We start from the raw sequence: 24,654 nt of genomic DNA on the forward strand, positions 1-24,654 counted from the left end.
AAATAAATATTAATTTATAATTTTCATAATTCAAGCTGGTAGCATATAAAAATATGCTTATATATCAATCGATTTAATAAAGGTGCTCATTTATTTTAGATGATGACTATTTTATAAAGTTATGATAAATCGACTGGCTTATGACTTATAAATAATAAAGTATAAACCAGTATGATGAATTGATAGTGTAAGGGAAATGAGAGTATTATCGATAACAACGCTCAGGGGTTTTACACTTTCTTTATTTCAGCAAATGTTGCATTGAGAACGCGAGCTAAATCCTGTGGCGCTATTTCAATGTCTAACCCTCTTTTACCGCCAGAAATAAAGATGGTGGAAAATTGTTGCGCTTGGCTATCGATAACGGTAGGCAGACGTTTTTTCTGCCCTAGTGGGCTTATCCCTCCAACTAAATAACCTGTTGTTTTTTGTGCTATCTGTGGGTCGGCCATTTCAACTTTTTTGGCTTTGAAAACCTTAGCAACCAGTTTTAAATCTAACTGCCCTGATACAGGGGTTACTGCAACCGCTAACGTTTTTTGATCACCATTAAGTGCAACAAGTAGCGTTTTGAAAACTTGTTTAGCATCTAAACCGAGTTTGCTCACTGCTTCATTACCAAAATCATGCACATTAGGATCATGATCATAAGGGTGGAGCGTGAAGTTTATTTTTTGTTTTTCAAGTAACTTTACAGCGGGAGTCATGTTTTTACCTGTTTTGTATTCAATTTCGTAGATAACTAACTAAACTATCATCACCAAATAAATGTAAAGCACCAACGGTAACCACATAATTACCATCAGGTAATGCCTTTAGCTTGCTACTCCAATCTTGGTTACGTTGTTCCATGAGAACACGATAAACATCATCACTGAATGTTTTAGGTAATGTGACACGGTTATGGGGTTGGTAATCAAGCCACCAGCTTATCATGGTCTGTAATGAACGGGCATTAGCGCGCCAGTGCTCTAACGTATCTTGTAATAAAGGTAAGCCTTCTTGGGGCAAGTTTAATAATAGCTCGACTTGCGCATCAGTACCTTCCAACTCGATGATTTTCATCCGCTGAGATTGTGCATTACGGAGTAATTGGTAATCAATCCCATAGTGCCCGTGTAGTCCTAACCCTTGAGCTTGGGTGGATTGTAAAATTAGGGCGACTTGCCATGAGGGTAACGCATCAAATTGGCTTGGATTTTGATGTATTTCTTGGCAGCAACTTTGCAGTCGCTGATATTCGTCAGCGCTTAGGCGATCTTGTAGGGGGGCACGAAGAGCATTATCGGTTATAAAGGGGGTGCGGGTATCCGTGATGTCGGCTTCAACAATCAGGGCATCGGCTCGGTTGAGTTTATCGAGAAGAATGTCAGAAAGTGGAAACATGTTTTCAGTTCCCATATGAATACTACCAACAATATGCAGCTTAAGATTTTTTGATAAGCGAACATCAATAGCTGGATAAGGGTAGACGGGAGCTGCTTCTGTATGTAACCAGTTTTTTAAGTTTTCGAGCAGCTTGGCCATTTCACTTTCCTACGTTTTAGTATCAGTCCTTTAGATTAAACAATCTTGTAGCGATTTGCGACTCACTTTGCGCTATTTTATCTGTAAAATTGGATTGGGGTTAGGCATGATATCACGAGCAATTTACCTAAGCGTGAAAAGCCCGACATTCAGTTAAACTCAATGTCGGGCTGTAGCCTATTGTTGTTTCGGTTTAAAGCGTAGCAGTCGGTTGGCGTTAGTCACGACGGTGATTGAGGAGAGGGCCATTGCTGCACCTGCAACCACAGGGTTCAACAATGTTCCTGTTAGAGGGTAAAGAATACCCGCTGCAATTGGGATCCCCAATGTGTTGTAGACAAAGGCACCGAATAGGTTTTGTTTCATATTGCGCAATGTGCCTTTTGAAATGGCAACCGCATCTGCAACACCATGTAGGCTTTGGCGCATTAAGGTAATCGATGCTGTTTCTATCGCAATATCACTGCCGCCTCCCATTGCGATACCAACATCGGCACGGGCCAGTGCGGGGGCATCGTTGATCCCATCGCCAACCATTGCCACTTTATGGCCTTTGGCTTGTAAAGCTTCGATTGCAGCCGATTTACCATCTGGCATGACGCCTGCGATCACTTCATCAATTCCCGCTTCTTTTGCGATGGCTTTTGCGGTAACTGGGTTATCCCCTGTTAACATAACTAAACGAAAGCCTTGTTTATGTAAGCGAGCTAAGGCACTGACGCTGTCTTCACGTAATGGATCACGGATAGAAAGCAATGCAGCGATTTTATCTTCTACGGCTAACAAAACGGGGGTGACCCCCATTGAAGCTTGTTGATGCAATGTTTCTTCAATCGCACTGGTATCGATATGACTTTGCATCAATAATTTTTGGTTACCAAGTAATACCGTTTTGCCTTCGATGACGGCACTGACACCGAGACCCGCTAATGTCCTAAATTGTTCGCTTGTAGGGAAGGAGAGCCCTTTGGCTCGATTGACAATTGCACGAGCAAGCGGGTGGTTAGAGCCACTTTCCAATGAAGCCGCAAGTTGTAGTACTTCTGTCTCAGAAAAGCCATTAAAGGTATGGATATCGGTAACCTGTGGCATGCCTTCTGTTAATGTGCCTGTTTTATCGAAGACGATAGTGTCTAACTCACTTGCTTGTTGCAGAGCATCGGCATCACGGACAAGCACACCAAATTCTGCCGCCCGCCCAACGCCAGAGATGATTGACATGGGGGTCGCCAGACCAAGAGCACACGGACAAGCAATAATCAAAACAGTCGTGGTGATGACTAATGCGTAGGTAATTTGCGGGGCTGGGCCGACAAAATACCAAATAAGCCCTGAAATAACAGCAATGGCAACCACGACAGGTACGAATATCGATGAAATACGATCGGCTAATTGGCCAATTTGAGGCTTACTGCTTTGAGCTTGGCGCACAAGATGGATAATACGCGCTAGTGTGGTTTGGCTACCCACAGCCGCCGCGCGAAATAACACAGTACCATCTTGAACGACAGTGCCTGCATGTACCTGATCGCCTTTGCTTTTTTGTTGAGGAATGGGTTCACCGGTTAGCATCGCTTCATCTAGCCAGACTTCACCTTCAATAATTTCGCCATCAACAGGTACACGATCCCCCGTTGTTAGGCGTAAAGTCATCCCTTTTTTGACTTGCTCAAGTGGCATATCCACTTCACCTTGCTCGGTAACCACGCGGGCAGTCGGAGGCGTCAAGTCCAGTAATCGCTCTAAGGCTTTTGAGGAGCGCTGGCGGGCACGTTGCTCTAGTGCATGGCCTAAATTAATCAGACCAATAATCATCGCACTGGCTTCATAGTAGAGATGGCGTGCTTGCTCAGGGAAAATCTCAGGCCACAAGTTGACGACAATTGAGTATAACCAAGCAGCACCTGTACCGAGAGCGACCAAAGTATCCATTGTCGCACTGCCATTTTTTAGGCTTTGCCAAGCGTTTTTATAGAAATGACCACCAGCAAAGACCATCACAGCGAAAGTTAAAACCCCAATGGTTAGCCAAATTGAGTGGTTTTGTGGCGTGAGCATCATATTGTCGCCGATCATCCCCCAGATCATCACAGGGATACCAAGGGCTAATGCAAGTGCAGATTGCCAACGAAAACGGCGCATATTTGCATCAGCGACTTGTTGCTGCCGTGCTCGGCGTTCAGCTTCGTCTTGTATGATTTCGGCGCCGTAGCCAGCGTTTTCCACCGCAGCTATCAGTGCGGCTGGCTGCGCGGTTCCCGTCACTAGCGCGCTACGCTCAGCAAGGTTAACACGGGCATTTTCAACGCCCGGAACACTGTTGAGGGCTTTTTGCACTTTATTAACGCAACTTGCACAAGTCATACCATCTAATAATAGCTGGATACTGTCATCTGAAGGGGAGATGTCAGGTTGCTCGCCTAAATCGGACTCTTGAGCCGGTATTTCACAGATTGCCGCTGAGTCAGTTTCCGGCTGTTCAGGCGATTTTGCTAGCGGCTGCGTTTTTGGGAAGTTAGCCCTCGCTTGATTTAATGTGGCTTGGTAACCCGCATCAGCCACAGCGGCAATTAACGCCTCTACAGGTGCGTTACCATATATCACGGCAGAGTTAGTATCGACATCCGCATGATCAACACCGTCAACGGCCTCAAGGGCAAGGCGGGTTTTTTCAGCACATTTCATGCAACTAAGCCCCGATAATGCTAATGTCACCTGACTGGGTTGTGCCACTTTTGCATGATAGCCTGCTTGCTCAACCGCATTAATTAAGGTATCTGCTGCTGCACTACCGTAAACTTTTGCTTGTTGAGTATCGACAATAGCAGCCGCTACACCGTCAACCGCTTCAAGTGCTTGCTGTGTTTTACCGGCACAGTTCATGCAGCTAAGGCCGGATAGCTGTAGCGTGATATCCGGTTGTTCGGCCATTTTTGCGTCATAACCCGCCTGTTGAATAGTTTCAATCAATGATTGAGCGCTAGCATTACTTTCAATCACTGCATACTCAATGGTGACGTTGAAATGATCAATGTCCGAGCGGGCTTCAAGTGCTTTGGTGACTGTACCAACACAGTGCATACAACTTAGCCCTTGCAGGGAGAGAATGATTTTGCTACTCATAAGTAAAATCTCCTTAACTCATGACGGATCCTGTCGTTTTTATTATCATGGCAGAATACACTGAAATTTTTAAACAAATATAAATTTTTTGATATGTAGGGAAGGTTAAACCTTCCCTCAAGGGTAAGGTCAAGGGGTATGATGAATATTAGTGAAATTGCCAAGAAAACCGGTCTTACCGCAAAGGCCATTCGTTTTTACGAAGAAAAAGGTTTAATTACTCCACCTGAACGGGGGGAAAATAGTTATCGCTATTATCAAGATAGACACCTTAATGAATTAGGTCTGTTAAAACAGGCAAAAGATGTCGGTTTTACGTTAGAAGAGTGCGGCGAGTTATTGAGTTTGTTCCGTAACCCAGCAAGACACAGTGCGGATGTGAAAAATACCACAATGGCGAAAATTGCAGAGTTAGAGCAGACAATCGCGAAATTGTCTGCTATTAAAGATACGCTGCAAAACTTAGTGGACGCTTGTCCCGGTGATGAGAATGCAGACTGCCCGATTATTGATCACTTGTCTCGGGGTTGTTGCCATCATGATAAGGCTTAACATGCAGAGTGATCCCATCCACTGAGGTGATGATCACCTCAGTGCCTGCTTTTAAAGGTCGCTCACTGTATGTTCGCCAACTGCCATCGGCTAGGCGTGCGCGGCTAAAACCTTCATCCGTATCGGAAATCAGACGGACTTTAGTGCCAATGAGTTGGTGGCTCTTTTGGTTGACCTCATCTGCTTGTGAGTTTTTACGTAAACTCAACCATTTCCGCCATAATACGGCTGAAAGGATAGTTAAGATAGCAAATAAAATCCCTTGCCATTCCCAACCCAGAAAAGGCAGCACGAAAGTAATGATCGCCACCGCAACAGCGGCGATCCCCGACCATAATAGATAACCACCGGTACCGAGCAGTTCACCAATCAGCAATAAACCACCAAGGCACAGCCAAAACCATGCGGGTTGAGCGCTGATAAGTTCTATCATGAGTTTTCCTGTTTCTTATTCGAGTGCGTTTTTTTGCTTTCACCGACAAGTTCAGCAATCCCTCCGATAGCGCCCATTAAATTGCTCGCCTCAAGTGGCATCATGATCACTTTACTGTTGTCAGCAGAGCCAATACTTGTCAGTGCCTCGGTATATTTCTGAGCAACGAAATAGTTGATTGCTTGCATATCACCCGCCGCGATAGCCTCAGAAACCATCTTAGTCGCTTTTGCTTCCGCCTCAGCAGCCCTTTCACGGGCTTCTGCTTGTAAGAATGCAGACTGACGATCCCCTTCTGCTTTGAGAATTTGTGACTGTTTTTCACCTTCCGCTTTCAAGATAGCCGCTTGACGAATACCTTCAGCTTCCAGAATGTCGGCACGCTTAGTACGCTCTGCTTTCATCTGCGCATTCATCGCGTTGACTAGCTCTTTCGGTGGCTTAACATCACGAATTTCGATACGGGTGATTTTCACCCCCCAAGGGTTGGTTGCGTCATCCACAATGTGCAGAAGGCGTGAGTTGATGGAATCTCGTTGTGACAACATCTCGTCCAGCTCCATGGAGCCTAATACGGTACGAATATTGGTCATTGTCAGGTTCAAAACAGACAGCTCAAGATTGCTAACTTCATAAGCTGCACGCACTGGGTCAACGACTTGAATAAAACAGACGGCATCGATGGTGACGTTAGCATTATCACGCGAGATAACTTCTTGCGATGGGATATCAAGGACTTGCTCCATCATATTGATGCGACGACCTATTTTATCCATAAATGGCACAATAATATGTAACCCCGGCTGCAATGTTCTGGTATAACGACCAAAACGTTCAACCGTCCATTGATAGCCTTGCGGTACTGTTTTGACACAGGTAAAAACAATAACAATCGCAATAAAAATAATAATCGGTATAGCACCAAACGCGAACAAATCCATGATCATTCCTTATTTAGTAAAGTAATGAATATACTTGTCGGCGATACTTACTGGCCATCGCATCTCCTGTTCCCATTGCCGACATAATATCCATCATTGTTTTTTTCACGGCGCCATCTCCAGCGCTGAGGTCTTTTTTCAAGAAGCTAAATAGCATTTCTAAAGCTTCTTCATTGCGATTCACTTCATGTAATTTTAATGCCAATTGCACAGCTAGCTCGGCATTGTCTGAGTCAGCATCAAATTCTTGTTGTAATTGCTGGATCTCTGGCGTATCCGCCGCTTGTCTGAGCAACTCAATTTGTGCCACTAACCCTTGATAGCGGCTATCTTGGTCCTGCATCGGAACCGATGTCAGTGTTTTTTCTGCCTCATCCACAAGATTCAGACCGATCTGTGTTTCTGCTAATAACAGGGTGATATCACTGTTTTTCTCATTAAGCTGATGCGCTTCTTTAAGTAACGGCAGCGCTTCTTGAGGTTTCCCCTCAGCAATCAACTCTGCTGCTTGTGCGGCTTTCAACTCTTCTGGACTAGGCAATACGCGCGAAAGCATCTCTAATACGACTTCTTCGGGTTGAGGGCCTTGGAAACCATCAACAGGACGACCTTCTTGCAGAATATAAACGGTTGGTATTGCTCTAAGACCAAATTGAGCTGCAACATTTTGCTCTACGTCACAATTGACGCGCGCCAACATAAACAGACCCGCATAGTCATTGGCAATTTTATCGAGAGTCGCACCAAACTCTTGACAGTGCGGGCTTTGTGCAGACCAGAAGTAGAACATAACTGGCATCTGCATGGATTGTTCTACAACTTGGTGTAAATTTTGTTCATTAACATCCACGATTTGGGCAAAAGATTGCATAAAATATCTCTTTTAAATAAGTTTTTAATACTCTAAAGGTGGGGCTATTTTATTTTTTTTCAAGCCTTTTTTCCCTGACCTGCCAGTATTTTATCCATCAAGCAATCCGGTAGCAGCCGTTTCAGTATGCGAACTATGACGGTGAGCAAAGTGACTGAATAACGGATACGTGGACGAGGGCTTTCAAGGGCATGTACCAATTTTGCGACCACATGTTCTGGCGTTAAGGTAAAACGTTGTGCAATTCCTGGGTTTTTAACCGGATTATCTTGCTGTGTTTGCGCCACATTACTGGTGAAATTGGTATGGATGGGGCCTGGTTCAATTAAACTGACATGGACACCCGTGCCTTTTAGCTCCAAACGGAGTGCATCGGACCATGCCTCTAACGCATATTTACTCGCTGCATAGGCACCACGACCCGGCGTTGAAATAATTCCCATTACCGAGCTAGTTTGTACGATACGCCCCTCATGATGAGCTAGCATGGCTGGAAGCAAGCGCAAGGTCAATTGGTGTATTCCGAAAAAGTTAGTCGAAAATTGAGACTCTAATTGCTGGCGGTTAATACTCGTTAGCGCGCCGTACACACCAAAGCCGGCATTATTGAATAAGCCAAAAAGGCGCCCTTGGCATAGCGTCAATACCTCATCGGCAGCGCTATCTATGCTATGGCTATCATCAAGGTCGAGTACAACAGTATCGAAGCCTAGTCCTTTTAGGTGCAAAACATCAGCTTCTTTACGGCAGGCAACTATCACATGATAACCTCGTTTGCGAAGTGTTTGGGCGGCACAAAAGCCAATACCGCTAGAAGCACCGGTGATAAATACCGACTTTTGCATAACTTTACCTACCTATAGGCTCAAATTGATATAAAAACTGCTTTACAATTACCCACTTATTTATTCTTTTAATTTGCTGAAGAAGTTAAATAAGGGAGTAATTGTTTTTCCATAAAATCAGCGATAGAAGGTTGAGCTTCTACAGTTGGGTGAATACCATCTTGTTGGATCCACTCAGGTTTAGTAATGATGGTTTCCATATAAAAAGGCAGTAGTGGAACCGCGTTTTGTTGTGCAAGTGCAGGATAAACATTTTCGAAACTAGAAGTATAACGCTTACCGTAGTTCGGCGGTATACGAATTTGCATTAAAAGCGGTTTCGCACCGGACAGCGTTATTTGTTCAATAATTTGTTGTAGTGTGTTCTCCATCTGTTTAACAGATAGCCCTTGCAAACCATCGTTTGCACCTAACTCGATCAATACCCAATCGGGTTTGTGTTGTTCAAGTAAGGCAGGAAGGCGCTCTAGCCCTTGGGCTGAGGTGTTTCCACTAATGCTACCGTTAATGACAATAACGGGTGGCGACGATTTCTGCCAACGTTCGGCAAGGAGTGAAGCCCATGCTTGCTCTGCCGGTAAGCGATAGCCCGCACTGAGGCTGTCACCAAGGATTAACAGTTTTGTGGCTGCGAGTGCTTGCCCACTTGCGACAAATAATAGGAGAAATACCAGTAAATGTCGGCGGAAAATATTCTTGAAGTTCATCATCTCATTAAACGTGTTGGTCAAGGGGAACATGAACTCACTATATTGCAAGGTGTTGAACTAATTGTCGAGTCCGGTCAAACAATTGCATTAATTGGCGAGTCTGGTTCTGGTAAGTCAACTTTATTAGGCATTATTGCCGGTTTAGATGATGGTAGCAGTGGCAGCGTTAGCCTATTAGGGCACGAATTGACCCAAATGGATGAAGAACAACGCGCTTATTTGCGTGCCCAGAGTGTGGGCTTTGTTTTTCAATCTTTTATGTTGATACCAACACTTAATGCCCTCGAAAATGTGCAATTGCCTGCTCTATTGCGAGGTGAGCCAGAGTCACAGAGCTATCAACAAGCAGCCGCCTTGCTTTCTGAACTTGGGTTAGGTCATCGCTTAAAACATATGCCGGCGCAGTTATCTGGAGGTGAACAGCAGCGCGTTGCATTAGCAAGAGCATTTAATGGGCGGCCTAAAATTCTGTTTGCCGATGAGCCAACGGGAAACCTTGACCGACATACTGGCGATAAAATCGCCGATCTTCTATTTTCCATGAACAAAGAGCATGGCACAACATTGATCCTTGTGACACATGATAACGAATTAGCTGCCCGTTGCCAGCGTCGCTTACGACTGGTAGATGGTGTATTGAGGGAAGAAGCATGATTTGGCGTTGGTTTTGGCGTGAGTGGAAAACGCCATCACTTCTGATCGTCTGGCTGGCGCTGACTTTAGCCGTCGCTTGTGTGCTTGCTTTAGGGCGTATTAGTGACCGTATTGAAAATAGCATGAGCTACCAAAGCCGAGAGCTATTAGCGGGTGACTTGGTGTTGCGCTCCTCTTATCCCAGTGATCCTGAGTGGTTGCAACAAGCAGAAGCGATGGGGCTAAAACTAAGCCAACAAATGTCGTTTTCTACTATGGCTTATTCGACGGCTGATGAAGATTTACGTCCACAATTAGTGCTGGTTAAAGCCGCAGATCAGGCTTATCCACTTTATGGTGAGCTTATCACTGAGCCAGCCGGACTTCGACCAACCAAAGGGGAAATTTTAGTTGCCCCTCGCTTGTTGGAGTTACTTAACTTAAAAATTGGCGATAACATCGATATTGGCGACGCGACCCTAAAAGTTGCTGGAACATTAGTCCAAGAGCCGGATAGCGGCTTTAACCCATTCCAAATCGCTCCGAGAGTACTTATCTCATTAGAAGATGCTGAATTGACAGGCGCCGTGCAGGTGGGGAGTCGATTAACCTATCGAGATATGTTTGCTGGAGAAACCGCCACAGTTGATGCTTTTGAATCTCAGTTTGATGGGCAATTAAGAACGGATCAACGTTGGTTTACGTTAAAAGAAAATAGTGGGGCGGTAGGAAAAACTTTCCAGCGGGCGCAGCAATTTTTATTACTGTCGGTATTGCTGACATTGTTGCTAGCAATAGCGGCGGTGGTGGTATCGATGACTCACTATTGCCGTAGCCGCCACCAATTAGTTGCTGTACTTAAAACCTTGGGTGCAGGGCGCTCGGCGTTACAAAAATGGATAATAGGCCAGTGGTTGGCTATTTTGATAGCCGCAGCCTTGCTAGGGTCGCTACTAGGGCTAGCTTTTGAAGGTATTTTAATGCAAATACTCGGTGCAATGCTGCCGAAAGCGTTACCTTCTGCCAGTTTATGGCCATGGGTTTGGGCGATTGGAACTTTGTTTGTGATTGCTATTCTCGTGGGGATTCGTCCTTATCGTCAGTTAATTGCAACGCAGCCATCACGGGTATTACGTGAAGATGCTAACTCACCTGTTTGGCCATTACGTTACTATTTACCTATTGTCACCTTAATTGTTGTTGGTGGGTTATTTCTGTTTACAGGTGTGAACCCACTATTATGGTCGATTTTAGTGGGCATCGTGATCGTCGCTATTTTATTAGCTTTGATTGGTTGGTTGGGGTTATGGGTACTACGCCAATTTAAGTTTAAGCAATTAAGCTTACGGCTTTCGGTGAGCCGTTTATTGCGTCAACCTTTACAAACGGTCTCGCAAATGAGTGCCTTTTCACTCTCATTTATGCTGTTAGCCCTGTTGATTCTAGTCAGAGGGGATTTATTGGATAGGTGGCAGCAACAACTGCCAGCGGATAGCCCTAATTACTTTTTGATCAATATGAATGAATCGCAGATTAAACCTGTAACAGAGCTACTTGTGCAACACCAAGTGAAGCCGACGGAGTTTTATCCTGTGATCTTAGCGCGTTTATCAGAGATAAATGATAGCTCAGCGATAGAGTGGGCGGACGAGCGTGATCCAAATAATAATACCGTGCGACGCGAGCTGAGCCTAACATGGCGAGCTAAACTACCGGAAGCCAATGTGGTTGATGAAGGCACTTGGCCGCCTAAAGACGGTGAGGTCTCTATCGAGCAAACCGTCGTGAAACAATTAGGACTTAAAATCGGAGATAAACTCACTTTTAATGCCGGCGCTCAGGTATTTAGTGCAACAGTCACTAGTATTCGTACTGTTGATTGGGAAAGTTTGCGACCAAACTTCTTCTTTATCTTTGCTGAAGGAACATTAAAAGATGTGCCTGCAACATGGATGAGCAGTTTCCATTATGATGGCGACGGTAAGCTACTGACAGACTTAAGTCGTCATTATCCAACCATCAATGTATTGGATACAGGGGCATTAATTACTCAAATACAACAAATCCTTCAACAGGTCAGCCAAGCACTGGAAGTGATGGTCGTATTGGTGATCTTTTGTGGACTACTGTTGTTATTAGCGCAAATTCAGGTTGGTATGAGTCAGCGGGAGCGTGAGTTAGTGGTCTATCGTACCTTGGGAGCAAGCCGGAAACTGATGCGTAAAACCTTATGGAGTGAGTTTGCGCTATTAGGGCTAATGGCTGGATTAGCTGCTGCCTTTGGTGCTGAGGTCGCTTTATGGTTACTGCAAACTCGCGTGTTTGATTTCCCTTGGCAGCCTGAATGGTCAATGTGGTTACTATTACCATTATGTGCAGCCCTATTACTGTCTATTTGTGGTAGTTGGTTAGGATTAAGATTGCTAGGAACAGGCAATCAGCATCGTCGCATGCCGAATAATTAATCGCATTGATATACCACACAACAACCTTTCAACGCCCAGATCGCAGATAACATGTGATCTGGGCTATTCCCTATTTAGCCGCGAATTTTATTTCTTTGAAAAATAGCTTGTTACTTGCCCTAGTTGAATAAAATAACTGTCTTATATCTATCACTAAACTGTCATCAATGCTGTTTATGATCCTATGGTCAACAAATGATTAACTATTTGATAGGAATATAATAATGCAGCATCGCCGCACCATAAAATTGCGCTCTTTATCATTACTCGCGACATTGATTACTTTTTCTACCACGGGATACGCACAACAAGAAGTTTCAGCAACATTAGCAGGGCACGCGGTGTTACCTGTGAATTCGACGATATCTGCCCCAGCGGATGCAGCGAAAGATTTACAAAACAGTGGTAAATACACGACGGGAAGTCGTATTGAGACATTGGGAAGCGTTGAAGGGAAGTCAGCCGATCGCCCGACAGGCATGCATGTTCCCATTAAAGGGCAGCCATTACAAGGGCACTCAGGCATCAAACGTATGTCAGATGGCACTTATTGGGTACTGACTGACAATGGCTACGGCAATAAAGTTAACTCACCTGATTCAATGCTGTATTTAACTCAATACGACATCGACTTTAAAACTGGAAAAGCAACGCCATTAAAAACGGTTTTCTTTCATGATCCCGATAAAATCATTCCGTTCCATATTATTAATGAAAGCACGGATAAGCGTTATTTAACCGGAAGTGATTTCGACCCTGAAAGCTTCCAGTTTGCCGATGGCGCATTATGGGTTGGAGAGGAGTTTGGCCCGTATTTGATTAAGATGGATCTGAATGGCAAGGTGCTTGCTCTCTTTGAAACGTACGTTGATGGGAAAAAGGTCGTGTCACCAGATCATTATCAAGTGACAACACCGGCTAAGCCAAGCGATAGCGTCAGCTTTCAAGTGAACCGTTCAAAAGGTTTTGAGGGGATGGCCTCATCGCCAGATGGTAGCAAACTCTATCCAATGCTCGAAGGCGCATTGTGGGATAGCGAAAAACAAGATTATGAGAGCGTAGAAGGGAAACGGGCTGCACGCATTCTTGAATTTGATGTGAAAAAACAACAATGGACGGGGCGTAGCTGGTTATATGTTTTTGAAGATAATCAAAATGCCATCGGTGATTTTAATATGATTGACGATACTCATGGCTTGATTATTGAACGTGATAATGGCGAGGGAACCGCCGATAAAGCTTGTGCAGAGGGGGCTACGGATACCCAACATTGCTTTAGTCATTTAGCTAAATTTAAGCGAGTTTATCGGGTTGAATTTTCCGATAAAAACCAAGGTAAGCCAGTTAATAAGCAAGCCTATGTAGACTTAATGAATATTAAAGATCCTGAAGGCGTCGCGAAGAAACCATTGAATAATGGCGTATTTACCTTCCCATTCTTTACAATTGAAAATGTGGATGTTGTCGACGGTGAACACATCATTGTTGGCAACGATAATAATTACCCATTCTCATCCAGTCGCGAACCGAACCAAGCGGATGATAACGAATTTATTTTATTGAAAGTGCCTGCGTTATTAAATCCTTAATTTCCTTGTCTATATTGATTTTGCTCGGGGAGTAGCCCGAGTTTTTTTATTTATCGCCAATTGTAAACATCGTGATTTTTACCGCCACCATTATTTTTTAGCGGATAATTCAGGCGGCTTCATCATTAATGTAAACATTAGCACCACAATAACGGGAGCCACAATAATAAGAAATGCCGGCGTGAAACTGTGCGTATAATCTTTAATAGCACCAGCAATAAAGGGGGCTAAGCAAGCGAGGGTCGATAGCAAATTAACGACAGAAAATAACTCTAAATAGGGGCCTCTGCCAAAATAGTTCGATAACAATACGCTAGATGCTAAGAAAGTCATGCCATAGCCGATACCAACACAGAGCACAAACAGTATTAACCATAACCAAGAGGTGGTGATACTGAGAGAAATAACCCCAATGATCATAATAATCAAACTACCAATTAACAGTTTTTTCGGTTCCAGCCATTCGCCCGCCGCACCGCCAATAAAGCGTGAAAATGCGTTCACAAATGCCATGGTACTGAGTAATGAAACAGCTACGGTGATCCCAAAACCACGCTCTTCAATATGAGCGACGGCAAAACTGTTTACTGTAATACCGCACCATAAAAATGAGGTATAGGTTGCTGCGATTAAATAGAATTGCCAAGTACGTAGCGCACGGCGTACTGTCCAAACTTCTTTGGTGCGATAAATAGGTTTGCTAACATCACTGACCTGTTTTTGTACCACGCTTTTAGCGTGTTCACGTTCGCGTTGACCTTCGCGTAAGACCAAAATAGTCAGCAGTGTGACAATACCGAGATAAAGCGCACAGAGTACCCAGTGCATACGCCATGACCCTAACTGGTTTGACGCATAGAAATAGATCCAAGGCCCCGCGACGCCCCCTAATCCCCCGATGGTAAAATAGAGGCCAAAAGCGAGAGACTGTTTTTCAAATAGGCGAGAAAGAACATAGGTTCCCGGAACGGTCGCGAGTAGAGTAAAGCCTATACCTATCAGGGCAGTACCGAGAAAATAGCGACTAATGGTTTCGGTCGAATAGAGGCTATAAAACCCCGCGATAAAGATGAGAGCACCGAGTAAAAGGGTGAGGCGAACGCCGATTTTACGGATCAGGACAGACGGAAGAAAACTGGCTAAACCACAAGTCAACCCCAATAACGTGAAACCAAACCCTGCCTCTGTCCAACTCCATTGCAGTTCCTCAATCATACTGGGGAGAACAACACCTAACGAGGTAAAGGTTGTCGCGGTGGCTAAAAAATAGACTATCCCTAACAAAATGAGGATACTCCACTGATAAAGTGGGCTAAACAACGGGGAATTTGAGGCTACCATGTCAACTCCGGTCACTCTGCCTGTTTTTTGCACAAAAAAGACAGCGATATAAACGCAAAATGCCCGAAAATATCGGGCATCGTATCGCGCTATTTTCCCTGTTTATTGGGCATAGTACCAGTTTAATTTTGCTTTTGCCCATTCAATGCCACTTTTGTACTCATTTGGTAACATATCGACGAGTGCGTCTAATGTATCAGCAAGCATTGACGGAGCATTATGCGTGAGATTTAAATGACCAACCTTGCGGGCTGGGCGTACTTCTTTTTCATACCAGTGTAAGTGTACGAGTGGTAGTCTGAGCCAGTGTGAGTTGACATCAGTACCAATCAAATTAACCATAACGGATGGACTAAACACTTCAGGTGATGGCATTGGTAAATCTAAAATAGCCCTCAAATGTAGCTCAAATTGGCTAATGGAGGCGCCATTTTGAGTCCAATGGCCGCTATTATGCACGCGAGGAGCAAGCTCATTGATGAGTAACTTATCACCAACCACAAAGCATTCCATTGCCATCACGCCAACATAATCTAACTCATCCATTACTGCACTCAACATGGATTGTGCTTGTTTTTGCTGTGAGTTATCTGCCTTCGGAAATGCTACGCTGGTACGTAAAATCCCTTCTTGATGTAGGTTATGGGTAATCGGATAAAACACACTCTCACCAGCGCGGTTACGCGCGCCAATGACTGAAACTTCGGCATCAAAAGGGATACCTTGTTCGACAATGCACTCCCCGTAGATTTCATCGGGCAGGCTGGCTTCATCACCAGGGCGAACACGCCATTGACCGCGCCCATCATAGCCACCAGTCCTACGTTTAACTATCAAAAAATCGCCAAGCGTTGAGAATAACTCAGGCCATTGATCTTTGGATTCAAGACAGGCCCAAGGAGCGGTTGCTAGGCCCAATGAATCAAATAGACTTTTTTGGGGGAACCTGTCAGCTAGGCGAGGGAAAATATCGCGATTAATAAACGCATTATGGCGGGCCAATTCTTTGGTCAGTGGTGTCTCAGGCCAGCGCTCAATTTCTGCAGTAATGACACTTTGTTGATAGGGAACGGCTTCTGGCTCGGCATCTAAACCAACAGGAAACACCGCGATACCAAGTGGTTCACCTGCTTGGCGTAACATTCTTCCTAATTGACCATTACCAAGGACACAAACAGGTTTCATTACGCCTCCCGAGGGTCTGGGTTGTTCAACACGTCATTAGTTTGACTTTCGCGCCAAGCCGATAGGCGTGTTAATAAGGCTGTGTCAGTGTTTGCTAAAATTTGCGCTGCCAATAATGCCGCATTTGCTGCTCCAGCTTTGCCAATTGCTAATGTGCCAACAGGAATGCCTTTTGGCATTTGCACAATAGAATAGAGACTATCGACACCGCTTAAAGCTGCACTTTGTACAGGAACACCTAATACAGGAACCAATGTTTTCGCAGCTAGCATCCCCGGCAAATGTGCCGCGCCACCTGCACCAGCAATGATCACATCAAAGCCATTTGCTTTTGCTTTTTCAGCAAAGGAGAATAATTTATCAGGCGTACGGTGTGCTGAGACGATTTCAACGTGAAAGGGCACTTGCAGCTCAGTTAAAACATCCGCCGCATGTTGCATAGTTGACCAGTCACTTTTAGAACCCATAACAATGGCGATTTTAGCCGCAGATTGTGCAGATACTTGGGCAGTCATTTGATGTGATCCTGTGGTTAATAAACTTTCACCGTGAGGTGGGAAAAATAAATTACCTCGATCATATCATGGTAAAAGGGTAAGGAAAACGTTTGCGTGATTAAAATGTCAGCAAACAGACTGGGGGTTTAAGAGCGAGTCGAGTGTGTCTCAGGCTCGAAAGGGAAAAAAATAAGTTCGATACCTTGTTCGTTAATCACAAATGCGGAGCCTTCATGGTGCCATGCTCCTAATACACCACGATAGCAGTACTTATCACCAACCTTCACTTCATGAATAGCAGGACGATGTGTATGTCCATGGATCATCCAATCAGCTTGGTAATTTGTTAAGGCGTTAATCACCGCTTGTGGGTTGACATCCATGATTGATTCGGCCTTCATACTGCTGGCGTATTGGCTGTTTTGGCGCATTTTTTCTGCTATCCGTCGGCGAATAAACAGCGGTAGGGCTAAAAATAGGCGTTGGATCCAAGGCGTATGCACTTTTTTACGGTAATTTTGATAAGCCTGATCATCAATACACAGTGTATCACCGTGTAAAATGAGTACGCGTTTACCATAAAGCTCCAGTAATGTTTCTTGGTTGAGTATAGTCATACCACATTGTTTGGCATAACGTTTCCCAAGTAAAAAGTCTCGATTACCATGGATAAAGTAGCAGGGAATGCCTCGCTCAGTGAGCATTGTTAGGGCATTGGCGACTTGCTGGTGGAGTGGGGTTTTATCGTCATCACCAATCCAGTAATTGAAAAAATCACCGAGTATATAGAGGCTATCGGCATGAATTGCTTGCTGATGAATAAAATTCATAAAACCGGCGGTGATCGCCGGTTCATCTTCACTCAAATGCAAATCTGCAATGATATAAGTGGACATATTGTTGAGTCGAATTATTCGCTAACAGTCACTTTTTCGATCACAACATCTTCGCGAGGAACGTCTTGGTGGAAACCGCTGTTTCCTGTTGCAACGCCTTTGATTTTGTCAACAACGTCCATGCCTTCTACAACTTCAGCAAAGACACAATAGCCCCAGCCTTCAGGACGTTCTGAACGGAAGTTAAGGAAGTCGTTATCAACAACGTTAATGAAGAACTGTGCTGTCGCTGAGTGAGGATCGTTGGTACGTGCCATAGCAAGAGTACCACGCGTATTTTTTAAGCCATTGTTAGCTTCGTTTTTGATTTGTGCTTTTGTTGCTTTTTGTTTCATGCCTGGCTCAAAGCCACCGCCTTGGATCATGAAACCGTCAATGACTCGATGGAAAATGGTATTATTGTAAAAACCTTCACGGCAATAGCTTAAAAAGTTTTCGACAGTAACAGGGGCTTTATCGTCAAAAGTCTTAATAACAATATCACCGTGATTGGTATGAAAAGTAACCATAATAGCTATCCTGAATAATTGTTTTATTGCGCCTTCTTATGAAGGCGTTGTTGTCAGAAAGTTTATATCACAGATGAAACCTGACTTGAAGTCACAGTCTGGTTTGTAAAAGCAGCGAGTGATAAAAATAGACAGGTAAACACTATGGTTAAACCTTGCATTATTGCAATGTTCAGGTTTCAATATCACTCTATTTAACAGGTTGATACCTTATTATTGAGATACCCCTTATAGCTTGAGCGAGTAATACGCTAAATAATTCAAGGTGTAACAGGGCGGCAACAGACTAGTCGGCTAGGCATAGGCAATATGTATGGCTAGCGTTAAAGGCAGTCGCCGTTTGTGTTGTGGCTTGAATCAAGGTAAGCCAGTAAGGAAAAACACGTACACATTAAACGGAATAGTTCAGATGCTACAGATTTTTAATACACTGAGTCGTCAAAAAGAAGAGTTTAAACCCATTCATCCAGGGAAAATAGGGATGTACGTGTGTGGTATCACCATTTATGACTTGTGTCATATTGGTCATGGTCGAACCTTCGTCGCTTTCGATGCGATTAGCCGCTACTTGCGCTATTTGGGATATGACCTGAATTATGTGCGTAATGTAACAGATATTGACGATAAAATTATCAAACGTGCGGCTGAAAATAATGAAACCGTCGATTCGCTGACAACACGGATGTTAGCTGAGATGCATAAAGATTTTGATGCATTAAATATTTTACGCCCAGACAGTGAGCCGCGAGCCACCCAGCATATTGATGAAATTATCGAAATCACCGATCTGCTTATTAAACGAGGTCACGCTTATGTGGCAGATAACGGTGACGTGATGTTTGAAGTCAAAACGGATAAAAATTATGGTCAATTGTCTCGCCAAGACCTAGAGCAGCTGCAAGCTGGGGCACGCGTTGAAGTTGCTGATTCAAAACGTAATCCGATGGACTTCGTTCTTTGGAAAATGTCAAAAGAAGGCGAGCCTAGCTGGGAATCACCATGGGGGTTAGGTCGCCCTGGTTGGCACATTGAATGTTCCGCGATGAATAGCAAAGCATTGGGTAACCATTTTGATATTCACGGCGGTGGTTCGGATTTGATGTTCCCACATCATGAAAACGAAATTGCGCAATCATCTTGTGCTCACGATGGTCCTTATGTGAATTATTGGATGCACTCAGGAATGGTGATGGTTGATCGTGAAAAAATGTCTAAGTCACTGAATAATTTCTTTACTATCCGTGATGTGCTTGAGTATTACGACCCTGAAACGGTGCGCTATTTCTTGCTATCTGGTCATTATCGTAGCCAACTTAATTACACTGAAGAGAATTTGAAACAAGCACGTACAGCCTTAGAACGTTTATATACTGCCTTACGTGGTACTGATAAATCAGTCGCCCCAGCGGGTGGTGAAATCTTTAAAAAACGTTTTGAAGATGCCATGAATGATGACTTCAATACACCTGAAGCTTATTCCGTACTGTTTGATATGGCGCGTGAAATCAACCGACTGAAGTCAGAAAATAAGGTTGCAGCCAATGAATTGGCCTCTGAGTTACGTAAATTAGCGGGTGTGCTTGGTTTACTTGAGCAAGACCCGGAAGCCTTTTTACAAGGTAATGCTCAAGGTGAAGGCGACGAAGAAGTGGCTAAAATTGAAGCGTTAATTAAACAGCGTAATGATGCTCGTAAAAATAAAGAGTGGGCATTGGCTGATGCAGCCCGTGATGAACTGACGGCAATGGGAATCGTATTAGAAGATGGTGCTCAAGGAACAACTTGGCGCCGTAAATAGTCTTATCTTTATTTAAAATCAACCCGTTAAAATTTGAGTAGATAGCACTCAATCATTTTAACGGGTTTTATTATATCTATCGATATTCAACAGCTAGCCCTATTATTAGAGCAATAAGTCAAATTTTTATCGATTCAGCTTAATAGATTAGCTGAATTAAACTTTATGCGGTATCACATATTAATTATCTTTATATTTATAAAATAGAGATAGAAAAAAACAGCGTTATTTTGGGAGTAAACGCAAGGTGAGTCTTTTTACGACTATCATAATAAGTGTATTTTGGATAAGTTGTATTTTATAATAATTAATTATTTTTAACTTTTTTAATAAATAACAGTTATTGTCATCTAACGATAATAAGTATTAACACCTAATTGAAATAAAAAACTACCAATGGAATCTAATATAAATTTATATTCTAATTTTGTGTTTAATATTTAATCGTTATGGGTTTTATTGCTTGTTTTTCGCTTTAAGTGTTTTTACTATATTATTTTAAATAAAAACTTAGATTTATATAAAGGTAAAAATAATATAATGACGTGATATTTTTCAATTATTAAAATTGTAGGTATTTACATACTTTTATTTTTATCTATTATTCTGATGAGTAGGAATAAACTCCTATTCTTGTTTTAAATTGATTTTTTATTTCTTTATTTTGTATTTGTTGTGGGGTCTATTTAGGCTCTATTAATCACTACTTGTTCATGAGGTATATCATGGCTTTTAAAACTAAGTTAATTACAGTGATGTTATTTACCGGTGTCAGCCTAGGTGCTGTTGCTGGTAGTAATAGTGACAATATTACACTTAATGGTGTAATTACGGCGGTAACTTGTAATGTGACTGCTAATGGTGGTAATTCAGTATTTTATGTAGGTAAATTTGCTCAAGATACCTTTAGTCCAAATGTACAAAACGGTGATACTCCACTTGTCGTACAATTAGATGCGTGTGACAAGGCATCCGATAAAGGTGCACTGTATGTACAAGGCACAACGGCTACTTCAAATACTGCAAAAAATATCTTCATTGGTGAAAGTTCAACCGTTGGCTTTATGCTGCAAGAAGACGGTAAAACCGATCAAGTTGTTGCAAACAAAGCAATTCCTGTGACTGTTTCTGATACTGCACCAATAACGTATACCTTCAAAGTTGGTATGGGTACAACGGATGCCTCGCCTGCTGTTGGTGCCTATTCAGCGCCAATTATTATTTCTTACGCATCTGAGTAATTAATAATATTTGAAGCGCAGAGCCCTGCGCTTCATTTTATCGTTTAAGGTGAATTATTAGGATAGGGAAATGATAGTAAAAGTATTTAGAGTTATCGGAACCATATTATTATTACTGAGTACAACTTCAGCAATGGCGGGGATCGTGCTGCATGGAACTCGTATAATTTATAATGAAAGTCAGGATAATGTAGGGGCTAATATTACTATCAAAAGTGAAGATAATTCGAATACTCCTTATTTAGTTCGTACGCAAATTTACCGTGATGTACAGGGGCAAATAGCGCAAAATAATTTTATTACCACACCTTCAATGTTCCGTTTAGAACCGAGTGACTTGAATCAAGTTAAAATTCTAAAAGTTAAAAATGACTTACCTAAAGATCGTGAGTCTATTTTTTATTTTAGAGCAATAGCGTTACCTGCAACGGATAGGTTAGATAATAACTCTACCCCCAAATTAGCAGGCTCATTGCAAATCGCAACGGGAAACACAATAAAATTATTCTATAGACCTGTTCAGTTTTCTGTCAGCCAAAAAGAGGCAATGGGCTTATTGAAGTTTTCTTTGCAAAATAATGGCTTAAAGGTGACCAATCCGACACCTTATTATATTACGCTCAGTGAAATCAAAGTGGGCAATAAGCTCGCTAAGCTGGAGCCTAAATTAGGTAATACCATGATTTCGCCTTTTAGTGACATGCTGTATCAAGATATTCACCAAAAAGGCAAAGTACAGTGGAGCGCAATCAATGACTTTGGCGGAAAGGATCAATTCGATGGTTGGGTTCAATAAGTCTTCCTCGATCTTTTTTGTGCTGATGCTAACTAACATTGGCCAATTATATGCGGTAGGTACTGCAGAAGTTGATCTGTCGGCTTCCTTAGTCGATGGTAGTTGTTCCATTGAATTATCAGATAAGGCGCTACATTTTAAGCCTTATTCGGTTGCTAGTTTCCCAACAGCAAAAACAACAGTTGAAATTCAACCTATTTCAGCAAAAGTGACCTGTGAAGGGGGAAATACCACACCGTTATTAACATTAAAAGGCATAACGCCTTATAGCGGTAATAATCAAGTTTTTTTAGACAGTACGCCTAATGGCACAGGGTTTATGATCCAGCATGGTAAAAAAGAGCTTGGATTAAATGATTTCTATAATGGTGACGCGCTAGAAAATCAAGGAAAACAGGTGGCTTTAACACCGCTAAATTCATCGAACCAATTTTCAAGTACCGAGTATTTTGGGATTGGGCTTGTAAGCGTGGATAACACAGTTACCCCTGATTTTTTAAAAGCCAATATTACATTTACCGTTCTTTTTCAGTGAAAAGTAAGGGGCCACTGTGCAGAATTTTTTTACATTGTATAAGAAATTAAAGCGGGTGACGCAAATTAGCTTGATGATACTGACATTGAGTTATTTACCCTTAGCAAAGGCTGCACCAGTTCAAATAAATTTTTCAGCTGAATACTTTCAAGGCACATGTGAAATTAGCGTTAGTCATCCAGTTATTGCGTTTAATAATGGCGCTAATATTTCGACCTCTCAGGTTAAAAATGGTACAGCTAAACAAGAAAAATTTACCTTAGACTTTATTGATTGTGATAGTAAAGGGTTAACACACTATACGCCGAAAATTAAAGTTACGGGGGAAAGCAAAACCCTTGGTGGGCGTCATCTATATGTGAACTCAGCAAGCTCAACTACTAAAGGGTATGGTTTTTTACTTAGTACTGAAGGAAATACTTATTTCAAGAAAAATACTAATGTAGCCGAAACAGGATTAATTAATGCTAATTGGGTGGCAGAAAGTCCACTATCAATATTGAATAAAACCAAAATACCATTTACGGCAACAATTTCATGCGGGAATTGTAGTGGCGAATTACAAGCTGGGAAATTACACAGCACCGTAACTTTTCAATTTCTTTATGACTGAAAACGATGATGAAATATTTCTTAGCTTTATTAACATTATTGCTTAGTTCTCTATTTAATAGCGCTATTGCGGATGGCGGTGTGTTATTGAATCAAACGCGTGTGATCTTTTTAGAGACCGATAAAAACACAAAAGCAACGATTCAAAATCGTAGCAATAATACCTATTTAATTAAAGTTAATGCACTTATTTCACCTGATAGCTTAGAAAAGGCTCCCTTTTTAGTAAATCCACCATTATTTAGAATGGAGCCACAAAGTCAAAATACGGTAGTGATTGTTCCTAATCAGATAAAGCATCTACCTAAAGATAGGGAATCGGTTTTCTATTTAAGCTTTTTAGCAATACCGAGTATACCTAAGGAAGGATTAAGTGAGGAGAGTGATAATTACTCACAAGTTTCTTTTGGTTTGCAAATGGTGATTAAACTATTTTATCGCCCTGAAAGTATTATCAAGGGTGTAAATTCGTCAGCATCACAACTCACTTTTCAACAAAAAGGAAATGTTTTAGTTGTAAATAACCCAACAGCCTATTTTCAGACCTTTTCTTCGTTAAAGGTGAATGGACAACAAATTGATAATCAAAATAATGGAATGATGGTTGCACCGTTTTCGGAAATAAAATATCACATCAACCAAAATGCTAAAGAGGTAACTTGGCGAGTTGTTAATGATTTTGGTGGAGAAAGCCGAGAGTATCATTATTTAATGAGTCATACGGAGAAAAAATAATGAGACGCTCATCATGGTTTACTTTGTTTATTTTTCATTGCTTCTGGTTATTTTCTCTTTCATCTTATGGGCAAAATATGGTGAAGCATGATGGCATTGCCATGCAATCGACAAGGGTCATTTATCCAGAGTCTGCGAAAAAAGGTGTACCCTTTAAAGTGACTAACTACAGTAATATGGCTTATTTATTGCAATCTCAAGTTGTAAACCCAAATGATGATGGACTTAATAAGCCTGATTTTATTGTTTTGCCGCCATTAGAAAAAATAAATGAAAAAGACGCGGTCGTATTAATGATTAAATCAATTAATCATAAAATGCCGCAAGATCGTGAGTCACTATTTATTCTTAACATTAAGGCGATACCTAATCAGAAAAAAGAAACAGGCCATACAGGAAAGTCACAAATGATTATTGCGACACAGAATCATTTAAAACTTTTTTATCGCCCAAGTGGTTTACCCAAATATGGTACTGATGAAATATCAAAAAAATTAGTTTTTTCTCGTGATAAGGACTCTTTAATTGTTAAAAATCCAACACCTTATTATGTCACTTTTTATTCAATAAAAGTGGGCAATCAAGATGTTGACTCTTTATCTCTATTTGAAATGGTTCCACCTATGGGGCAACAGCGGTATCCATTACCTGAGAATATTAAAGGTGAGCTTGAATGGAGTTTAATTGACCAAGATGGTGGAGTAACACAGCAATATACGCGTTTATTGTAATTATTTCAGAACTCGTTATTGAAATGAATATAAGTAAAAAAGAGCACTTACTGCTTTAGGCTTAATTTTGCTATTGATAAGTCAATGGA

At 42.2% G+C, this 24,654-nt stretch carries 24 protein-coding genes; 11 read left to right on the forward strand and 13 right to left on the reverse strand.

Features of this window, described 5'->3' with window-relative positions; all coding sequences use genetic code 11:
* Positions 1 to 230: 230 nt before the first annotated feature.
* From ybaK to copA, 3 genes are all read right to left on the reverse strand, one after another.
* Positions 231 to 707 (reverse strand): Cys-tRNA(Pro)/Cys-tRNA(Cys) deacylase YbaK, encoded by a 477-nt coding sequence (ybaK, locus tag PR833_RS04725; RefSeq protein ID WP_272525923.1) that lies wholly within the window; start codon positions 705 to 707, stop codon positions 231 to 233.
* Between the two features lie 19 nt (positions 708 to 726).
* Positions 727 to 1,527 carry a TraB/GumN family protein gene (locus PR833_RS04730; protein WP_076914263.1) on the reverse strand — a complete coding sequence of 267 codons (801 nt, stop codon included), beginning with the start codon at positions 1,525 to 1,527 and terminating at the stop codon, positions 727 to 729.
* 177 nt (positions 1,528 to 1,704) lie between these two features.
* Positions 1,705 to 4,650: a copper-exporting P-type ATPase CopA gene (gene copA / locus PR833_RS04735; protein WP_150375826.1), complete on the reverse strand. Its 2,946-nt coding sequence runs from the start codon at positions 4,648 to 4,650 to the stop codon at positions 1,705 to 1,707.
* Between the two features lie 141 nt (positions 4,651 to 4,791).
* On the opposite strand from copA, the gene cueR reads away from it, so the two are divergent.
* A complete protein-coding gene (gene cueR / locus PR833_RS04740) occupies positions 4,792 to 5,202 on the forward strand; it encodes a Cu(I)-responsive transcriptional regulator (RefSeq protein ID WP_014656544.1) in 411 nt (136 codons plus the stop codon).
* On the opposite strand, the gene PR833_RS04745 is transcribed toward cueR, so the two are convergent.
* From PR833_RS04745 to tesA, 5 genes are all read right to left on the reverse strand, one after another.
* Positions 5,156 to 5,635 (reverse strand): NfeD family protein, encoded by a 480-nt coding sequence (locus tag PR833_RS04745; RefSeq protein ID WP_014656543.1) that lies wholly within the window; start codon positions 5,633 to 5,635, stop codon positions 5,156 to 5,158. The genes cueR and PR833_RS04745 overlap by 47 nt on opposite strands.
* Positions 5,632 to 6,576: an SPFH domain-containing protein gene (locus PR833_RS04750; protein ID WP_014656542.1), complete on the reverse strand. Its 945-nt coding sequence runs from the start codon at positions 6,574 to 6,576 to the stop codon at positions 5,632 to 5,634. The genes PR833_RS04745 and PR833_RS04750 overlap by 4 nt, the downstream gene beginning before the upstream one ends.
* A gap of 13 nt (positions 6,577 to 6,589) precedes the next feature.
* Positions 6,590 to 7,447 (reverse strand): co-chaperone YbbN, encoded by an 858-nt coding sequence (locus PR833_RS04755; protein ID WP_014656541.1) that lies wholly within the window; start codon positions 7,445 to 7,447, stop codon positions 6,590 to 6,592.
* Positions 7,448 to 7,506: 59 nt separating this feature from the next.
* The gene (locus PR833_RS04760) at positions 7,507 to 8,292 is read right to left on the reverse strand and encodes an SDR family oxidoreductase (RefSeq protein ID WP_004922369.1); all 786 of its coding nucleotides are present in this window, start codon (positions 8,290 to 8,292) and stop codon (positions 7,507 to 7,509) included.
* Positions 8,293 to 8,360: 68 nt separating this feature from the next.
* Positions 8,361 to 9,002 carry a multifunctional acyl-CoA thioesterase I/protease I/lysophospholipase L1 gene (gene tesA, locus PR833_RS04765; protein WP_272525924.1) on the reverse strand — a complete coding sequence of 214 codons (642 nt, stop codon included), beginning with the start codon at positions 9,000 to 9,002 and terminating at the stop codon, positions 8,361 to 8,363.
* Here tesA and ybbA point away from each other — a divergent pair.
* The 3 genes from ybbA to PR833_RS04780 all read left to right on the forward strand — a co-directional run bounded on the left by ybbA (position 8,970) and on the right by PR833_RS04780 (position 13,689).
* Positions 8,970 to 9,656, forward strand: a complete 687-nt coding sequence (gene ybbA, locus PR833_RS04770) for a putative ABC transporter ATP-binding protein YbbA (protein WP_014656538.1) — start codon at positions 8,970 to 8,972, stop codon at positions 9,654 to 9,656. The genes tesA and ybbA overlap by 33 nt on opposite strands.
* Positions 9,653 to 12,100 (forward strand): putative ABC transporter permease subunit YbbP, encoded by a 2,448-nt coding sequence (gene ybbP, locus PR833_RS04775; protein WP_004922364.1) that lies wholly within the window; start codon positions 9,653 to 9,655, stop codon positions 12,098 to 12,100. Before ybbA ends, ybbP begins: the two co-directional genes overlap by 4 nt.
* Positions 12,101 to 12,324: 224 nt before the next feature.
* On the forward strand, positions 12,325 to 13,689 hold the full coding sequence (locus tag PR833_RS04780; RefSeq protein WP_004922361.1) for an esterase-like activity of phytase family protein: 1,365 nt from the start codon (positions 12,325 to 12,327) through the stop codon (positions 13,687 to 13,689).
* Between the two features lie 90 nt (positions 13,690 to 13,779).
* On the opposite strand, the gene PR833_RS04785 is transcribed toward PR833_RS04780, so the two are convergent.
* From PR833_RS04785 to ppiB, 5 genes are all read right to left on the reverse strand, one after another.
* Entirely contained in the window at positions 13,780 to 15,030 is a 1,251-nt protein-coding gene (locus PR833_RS04785) for an MFS transporter (RefSeq protein ID WP_272525925.1), read from the reverse strand.
* A gap of 102 nt (positions 15,031 to 15,132) precedes the next feature.
* Positions 15,133 to 16,215, reverse strand: coding sequence for a 5-(carboxyamino)imidazole ribonucleotide synthase (purK, locus tag PR833_RS04790; RefSeq protein ID WP_121874623.1), 1,083 nt, complete (start codon positions 16,213 to 16,215; stop codon positions 15,133 to 15,135).
* Entirely contained in the window at positions 16,215 to 16,730 is a 516-nt protein-coding gene (purE, locus tag PR833_RS04795; protein ID WP_004922352.1) for a 5-(carboxyamino)imidazole ribonucleotide mutase, read from the reverse strand. The genes purK and purE overlap by 1 nt, the downstream gene beginning before the upstream one ends.
* Positions 16,731 to 16,858: 128 nt before the next feature.
* Positions 16,859 to 17,608, reverse strand: a complete 750-nt coding sequence (locus PR833_RS04800) for a UDP-2,3-diacylglucosamine diphosphatase (RefSeq protein ID WP_088499101.1) — start codon at positions 17,606 to 17,608, stop codon at positions 16,859 to 16,861.
* Between the two features lie 14 nt (positions 17,609 to 17,622).
* The gene (gene ppiB / locus PR833_RS04805) at positions 17,623 to 18,117 is read right to left on the reverse strand and encodes a peptidylprolyl isomerase B (RefSeq protein ID WP_004922346.1); all 495 of its coding nucleotides are present in this window, start codon (positions 18,115 to 18,117) and stop codon (positions 17,623 to 17,625) included.
* A 409-nt stretch (positions 18,118 to 18,526) separates the two neighbouring features.
* Between ppiB and cysS the strand changes: the two genes are divergently transcribed.
* The 7 genes from cysS (at position 18,527) to PR833_RS04840 (ending at position 24,565) form a co-directional block, all read left to right on the forward strand.
* The gene (gene cysS / locus PR833_RS04810; RefSeq protein ID WP_014656534.1) at positions 18,527 to 19,915 is read left to right on the forward strand and encodes a cysteine--tRNA ligase; all 1,389 of its coding nucleotides are present in this window, start codon (positions 18,527 to 18,529) and stop codon (positions 19,913 to 19,915) included.
* A 725-nt stretch (positions 19,916 to 20,640) separates the two neighbouring features.
* A complete protein-coding gene (locus PR833_RS04815; protein WP_272525926.1) occupies positions 20,641 to 21,156 on the forward strand; it encodes a fimbrial protein in 516 nt (171 codons plus the stop codon).
* A gap of 70 nt (positions 21,157 to 21,226) precedes the next feature.
* On the forward strand, positions 21,227 to 21,952 hold the full coding sequence (locus PR833_RS04820; protein WP_014656532.1) for a fimbrial biogenesis chaperone: 726 nt from the start codon (positions 21,227 to 21,229) through the stop codon (positions 21,950 to 21,952).
* A complete protein-coding gene (locus PR833_RS04825) occupies positions 21,936 to 22,487 on the forward strand; it encodes a fimbrial protein (protein ID WP_004922332.1) in 552 nt (183 codons plus the stop codon). The genes PR833_RS04820 and PR833_RS04825 overlap by 17 nt, the downstream gene beginning before the upstream one ends.
* Positions 22,488 to 22,503: 16 nt before the next feature.
* Positions 22,504 to 23,100 (forward strand): fimbrial protein, encoded by a 597-nt coding sequence (locus PR833_RS04830; RefSeq protein ID WP_014656531.1) that lies wholly within the window; start codon positions 22,504 to 22,506, stop codon positions 23,098 to 23,100.
* A gap of 8 nt (positions 23,101 to 23,108) precedes the next feature.
* The gene (locus PR833_RS04835) at positions 23,109 to 23,834 is read left to right on the forward strand and encodes a fimbrial biogenesis chaperone (protein ID WP_230089043.1); all 726 of its coding nucleotides are present in this window, start codon (positions 23,109 to 23,111) and stop codon (positions 23,832 to 23,834) included.
* Positions 23,834 to 24,565, forward strand: coding sequence for a fimbrial biogenesis chaperone (locus PR833_RS04840; protein WP_042116748.1), 732 nt, complete (start codon positions 23,834 to 23,836; stop codon positions 24,563 to 24,565). The genes PR833_RS04835 and PR833_RS04840 overlap by 1 nt, the downstream gene beginning before the upstream one ends.
* Positions 24,566 to 24,654 lie beyond the last annotated feature (89 nt).

The sequence above is a fragment of the Providencia sp. PROV189 genome (assembly GCF_028480065.1).
GTDB lineage: Bacteria > Pseudomonadota > Gammaproteobacteria > Enterobacterales > Enterobacteriaceae > Providencia > Providencia stuartii.

Coding starts and splice junctions, on each gene's coding strand:
- ybaK (WP_272525923.1), bottom strand. CDS start 707: ATGACTCCCGCTGTAAAGTTACTTGAAAAACAAAAAATAAACTTCACG.
- PR833_RS04730 (WP_076914263.1), bottom strand. CDS start 1,527: ATGGCCAAGCTGCTCGAAAACTTAAAAAACTGGTTACATACAGAAGCA.
- copA (WP_150375826.1), bottom strand. CDS start 4,650: ATGAGTAGCAAAATCATTCTCTCCCTGCAAGGGCTAAGTTGTATGCAC.
- cueR (WP_014656544.1), top strand. CDS start 4,792: ATGAATATTAGTGAAATTGCCAAGAAAACCGGTCTTACCGCAAAGGCC.
- PR833_RS04745 (WP_014656543.1), bottom strand. CDS start 5,635: ATGATAGAACTTATCAGCGCTCAACCCGCATGGTTTTGGCTGTGCCTT.
- PR833_RS04750 (WP_014656542.1), bottom strand. CDS start 6,576: ATGGATTTGTTCGCGTTTGGTGCTATACCGATTATTATTTTTATTGCG.
- PR833_RS04755 (WP_014656541.1), bottom strand. CDS start 7,447: ATGCAATCTTTTGCCCAAATCGTGGATGTTAATGAACAAAATTTACAC.
- PR833_RS04760 (WP_004922369.1), bottom strand. CDS start 8,292: ATGCAAAAGTCGGTATTTATCACCGGTGCTTCTAGCGGTATTGGCTTT.
- ybbA (WP_014656538.1), top strand. CDS start 8,970: ATGTCGGCGGAAAATATTCTTGAAGTTCATCATCTCATTAAACGTGTT.
- tesA (WP_272525924.1), bottom strand. CDS start 9,002: ATGATGAACTTCAAGAATATTTTCCGCCGACATTTACTGGTATTTCTC.
- ybbP (WP_004922364.1), top strand. CDS start 9,653: ATGATTTGGCGTTGGTTTTGGCGTGAGTGGAAAACGCCATCACTTCTG.
- PR833_RS04780 (WP_004922361.1), top strand. CDS start 12,325: ATGCAGCATCGCCGCACCATAAAATTGCGCTCTTTATCATTACTCGCG.
- PR833_RS04785 (WP_272525925.1), bottom strand. CDS start 15,030: ATGGTAGCCTCAAATTCCCCGTTGTTTAGCCCACTTTATCAGTGGAGT.
- purK (WP_121874623.1), bottom strand. CDS start 16,215: ATGAAACCTGTTTGTGTCCTTGGTAATGGTCAATTAGGAAGAATGTTA.
- purE (WP_004922352.1), bottom strand. CDS start 16,730: ATGACTGCCCAAGTATCTGCACAATCTGCGGCTAAAATCGCCATTGTT.
- PR833_RS04800 (WP_088499101.1), bottom strand. CDS start 17,608: ATGTCCACTTATATCATTGCAGATTTGCATTTGAGTGAAGATGAACCG.
- ppiB (WP_004922346.1), bottom strand. CDS start 18,117: ATGGTTACTTTTCATACCAATCACGGTGATATTGTTATTAAGACTTTT.
- cysS (WP_014656534.1), top strand. CDS start 18,527: ATGCTACAGATTTTTAATACACTGAGTCGTCAAAAAGAAGAGTTTAAA.
- PR833_RS04815 (WP_272525926.1), top strand. CDS start 20,641: ATGGCTTTTAAAACTAAGTTAATTACAGTGATGTTATTTACCGGTGTC.
- PR833_RS04820 (WP_014656532.1), top strand. CDS start 21,227: ATGATAGTAAAAGTATTTAGAGTTATCGGAACCATATTATTATTACTG.
- PR833_RS04825 (WP_004922332.1), top strand. CDS start 21,936: ATGGTTGGGTTCAATAAGTCTTCCTCGATCTTTTTTGTGCTGATGCTA.
- PR833_RS04835 (WP_230089043.1), top strand. CDS start 23,109: ATGAAATATTTCTTAGCTTTATTAACATTATTGCTTAGTTCTCTATTT.
- PR833_RS04840 (WP_042116748.1), top strand. CDS start 23,834: ATGAGACGCTCATCATGGTTTACTTTGTTTATTTTTCATTGCTTCTGG.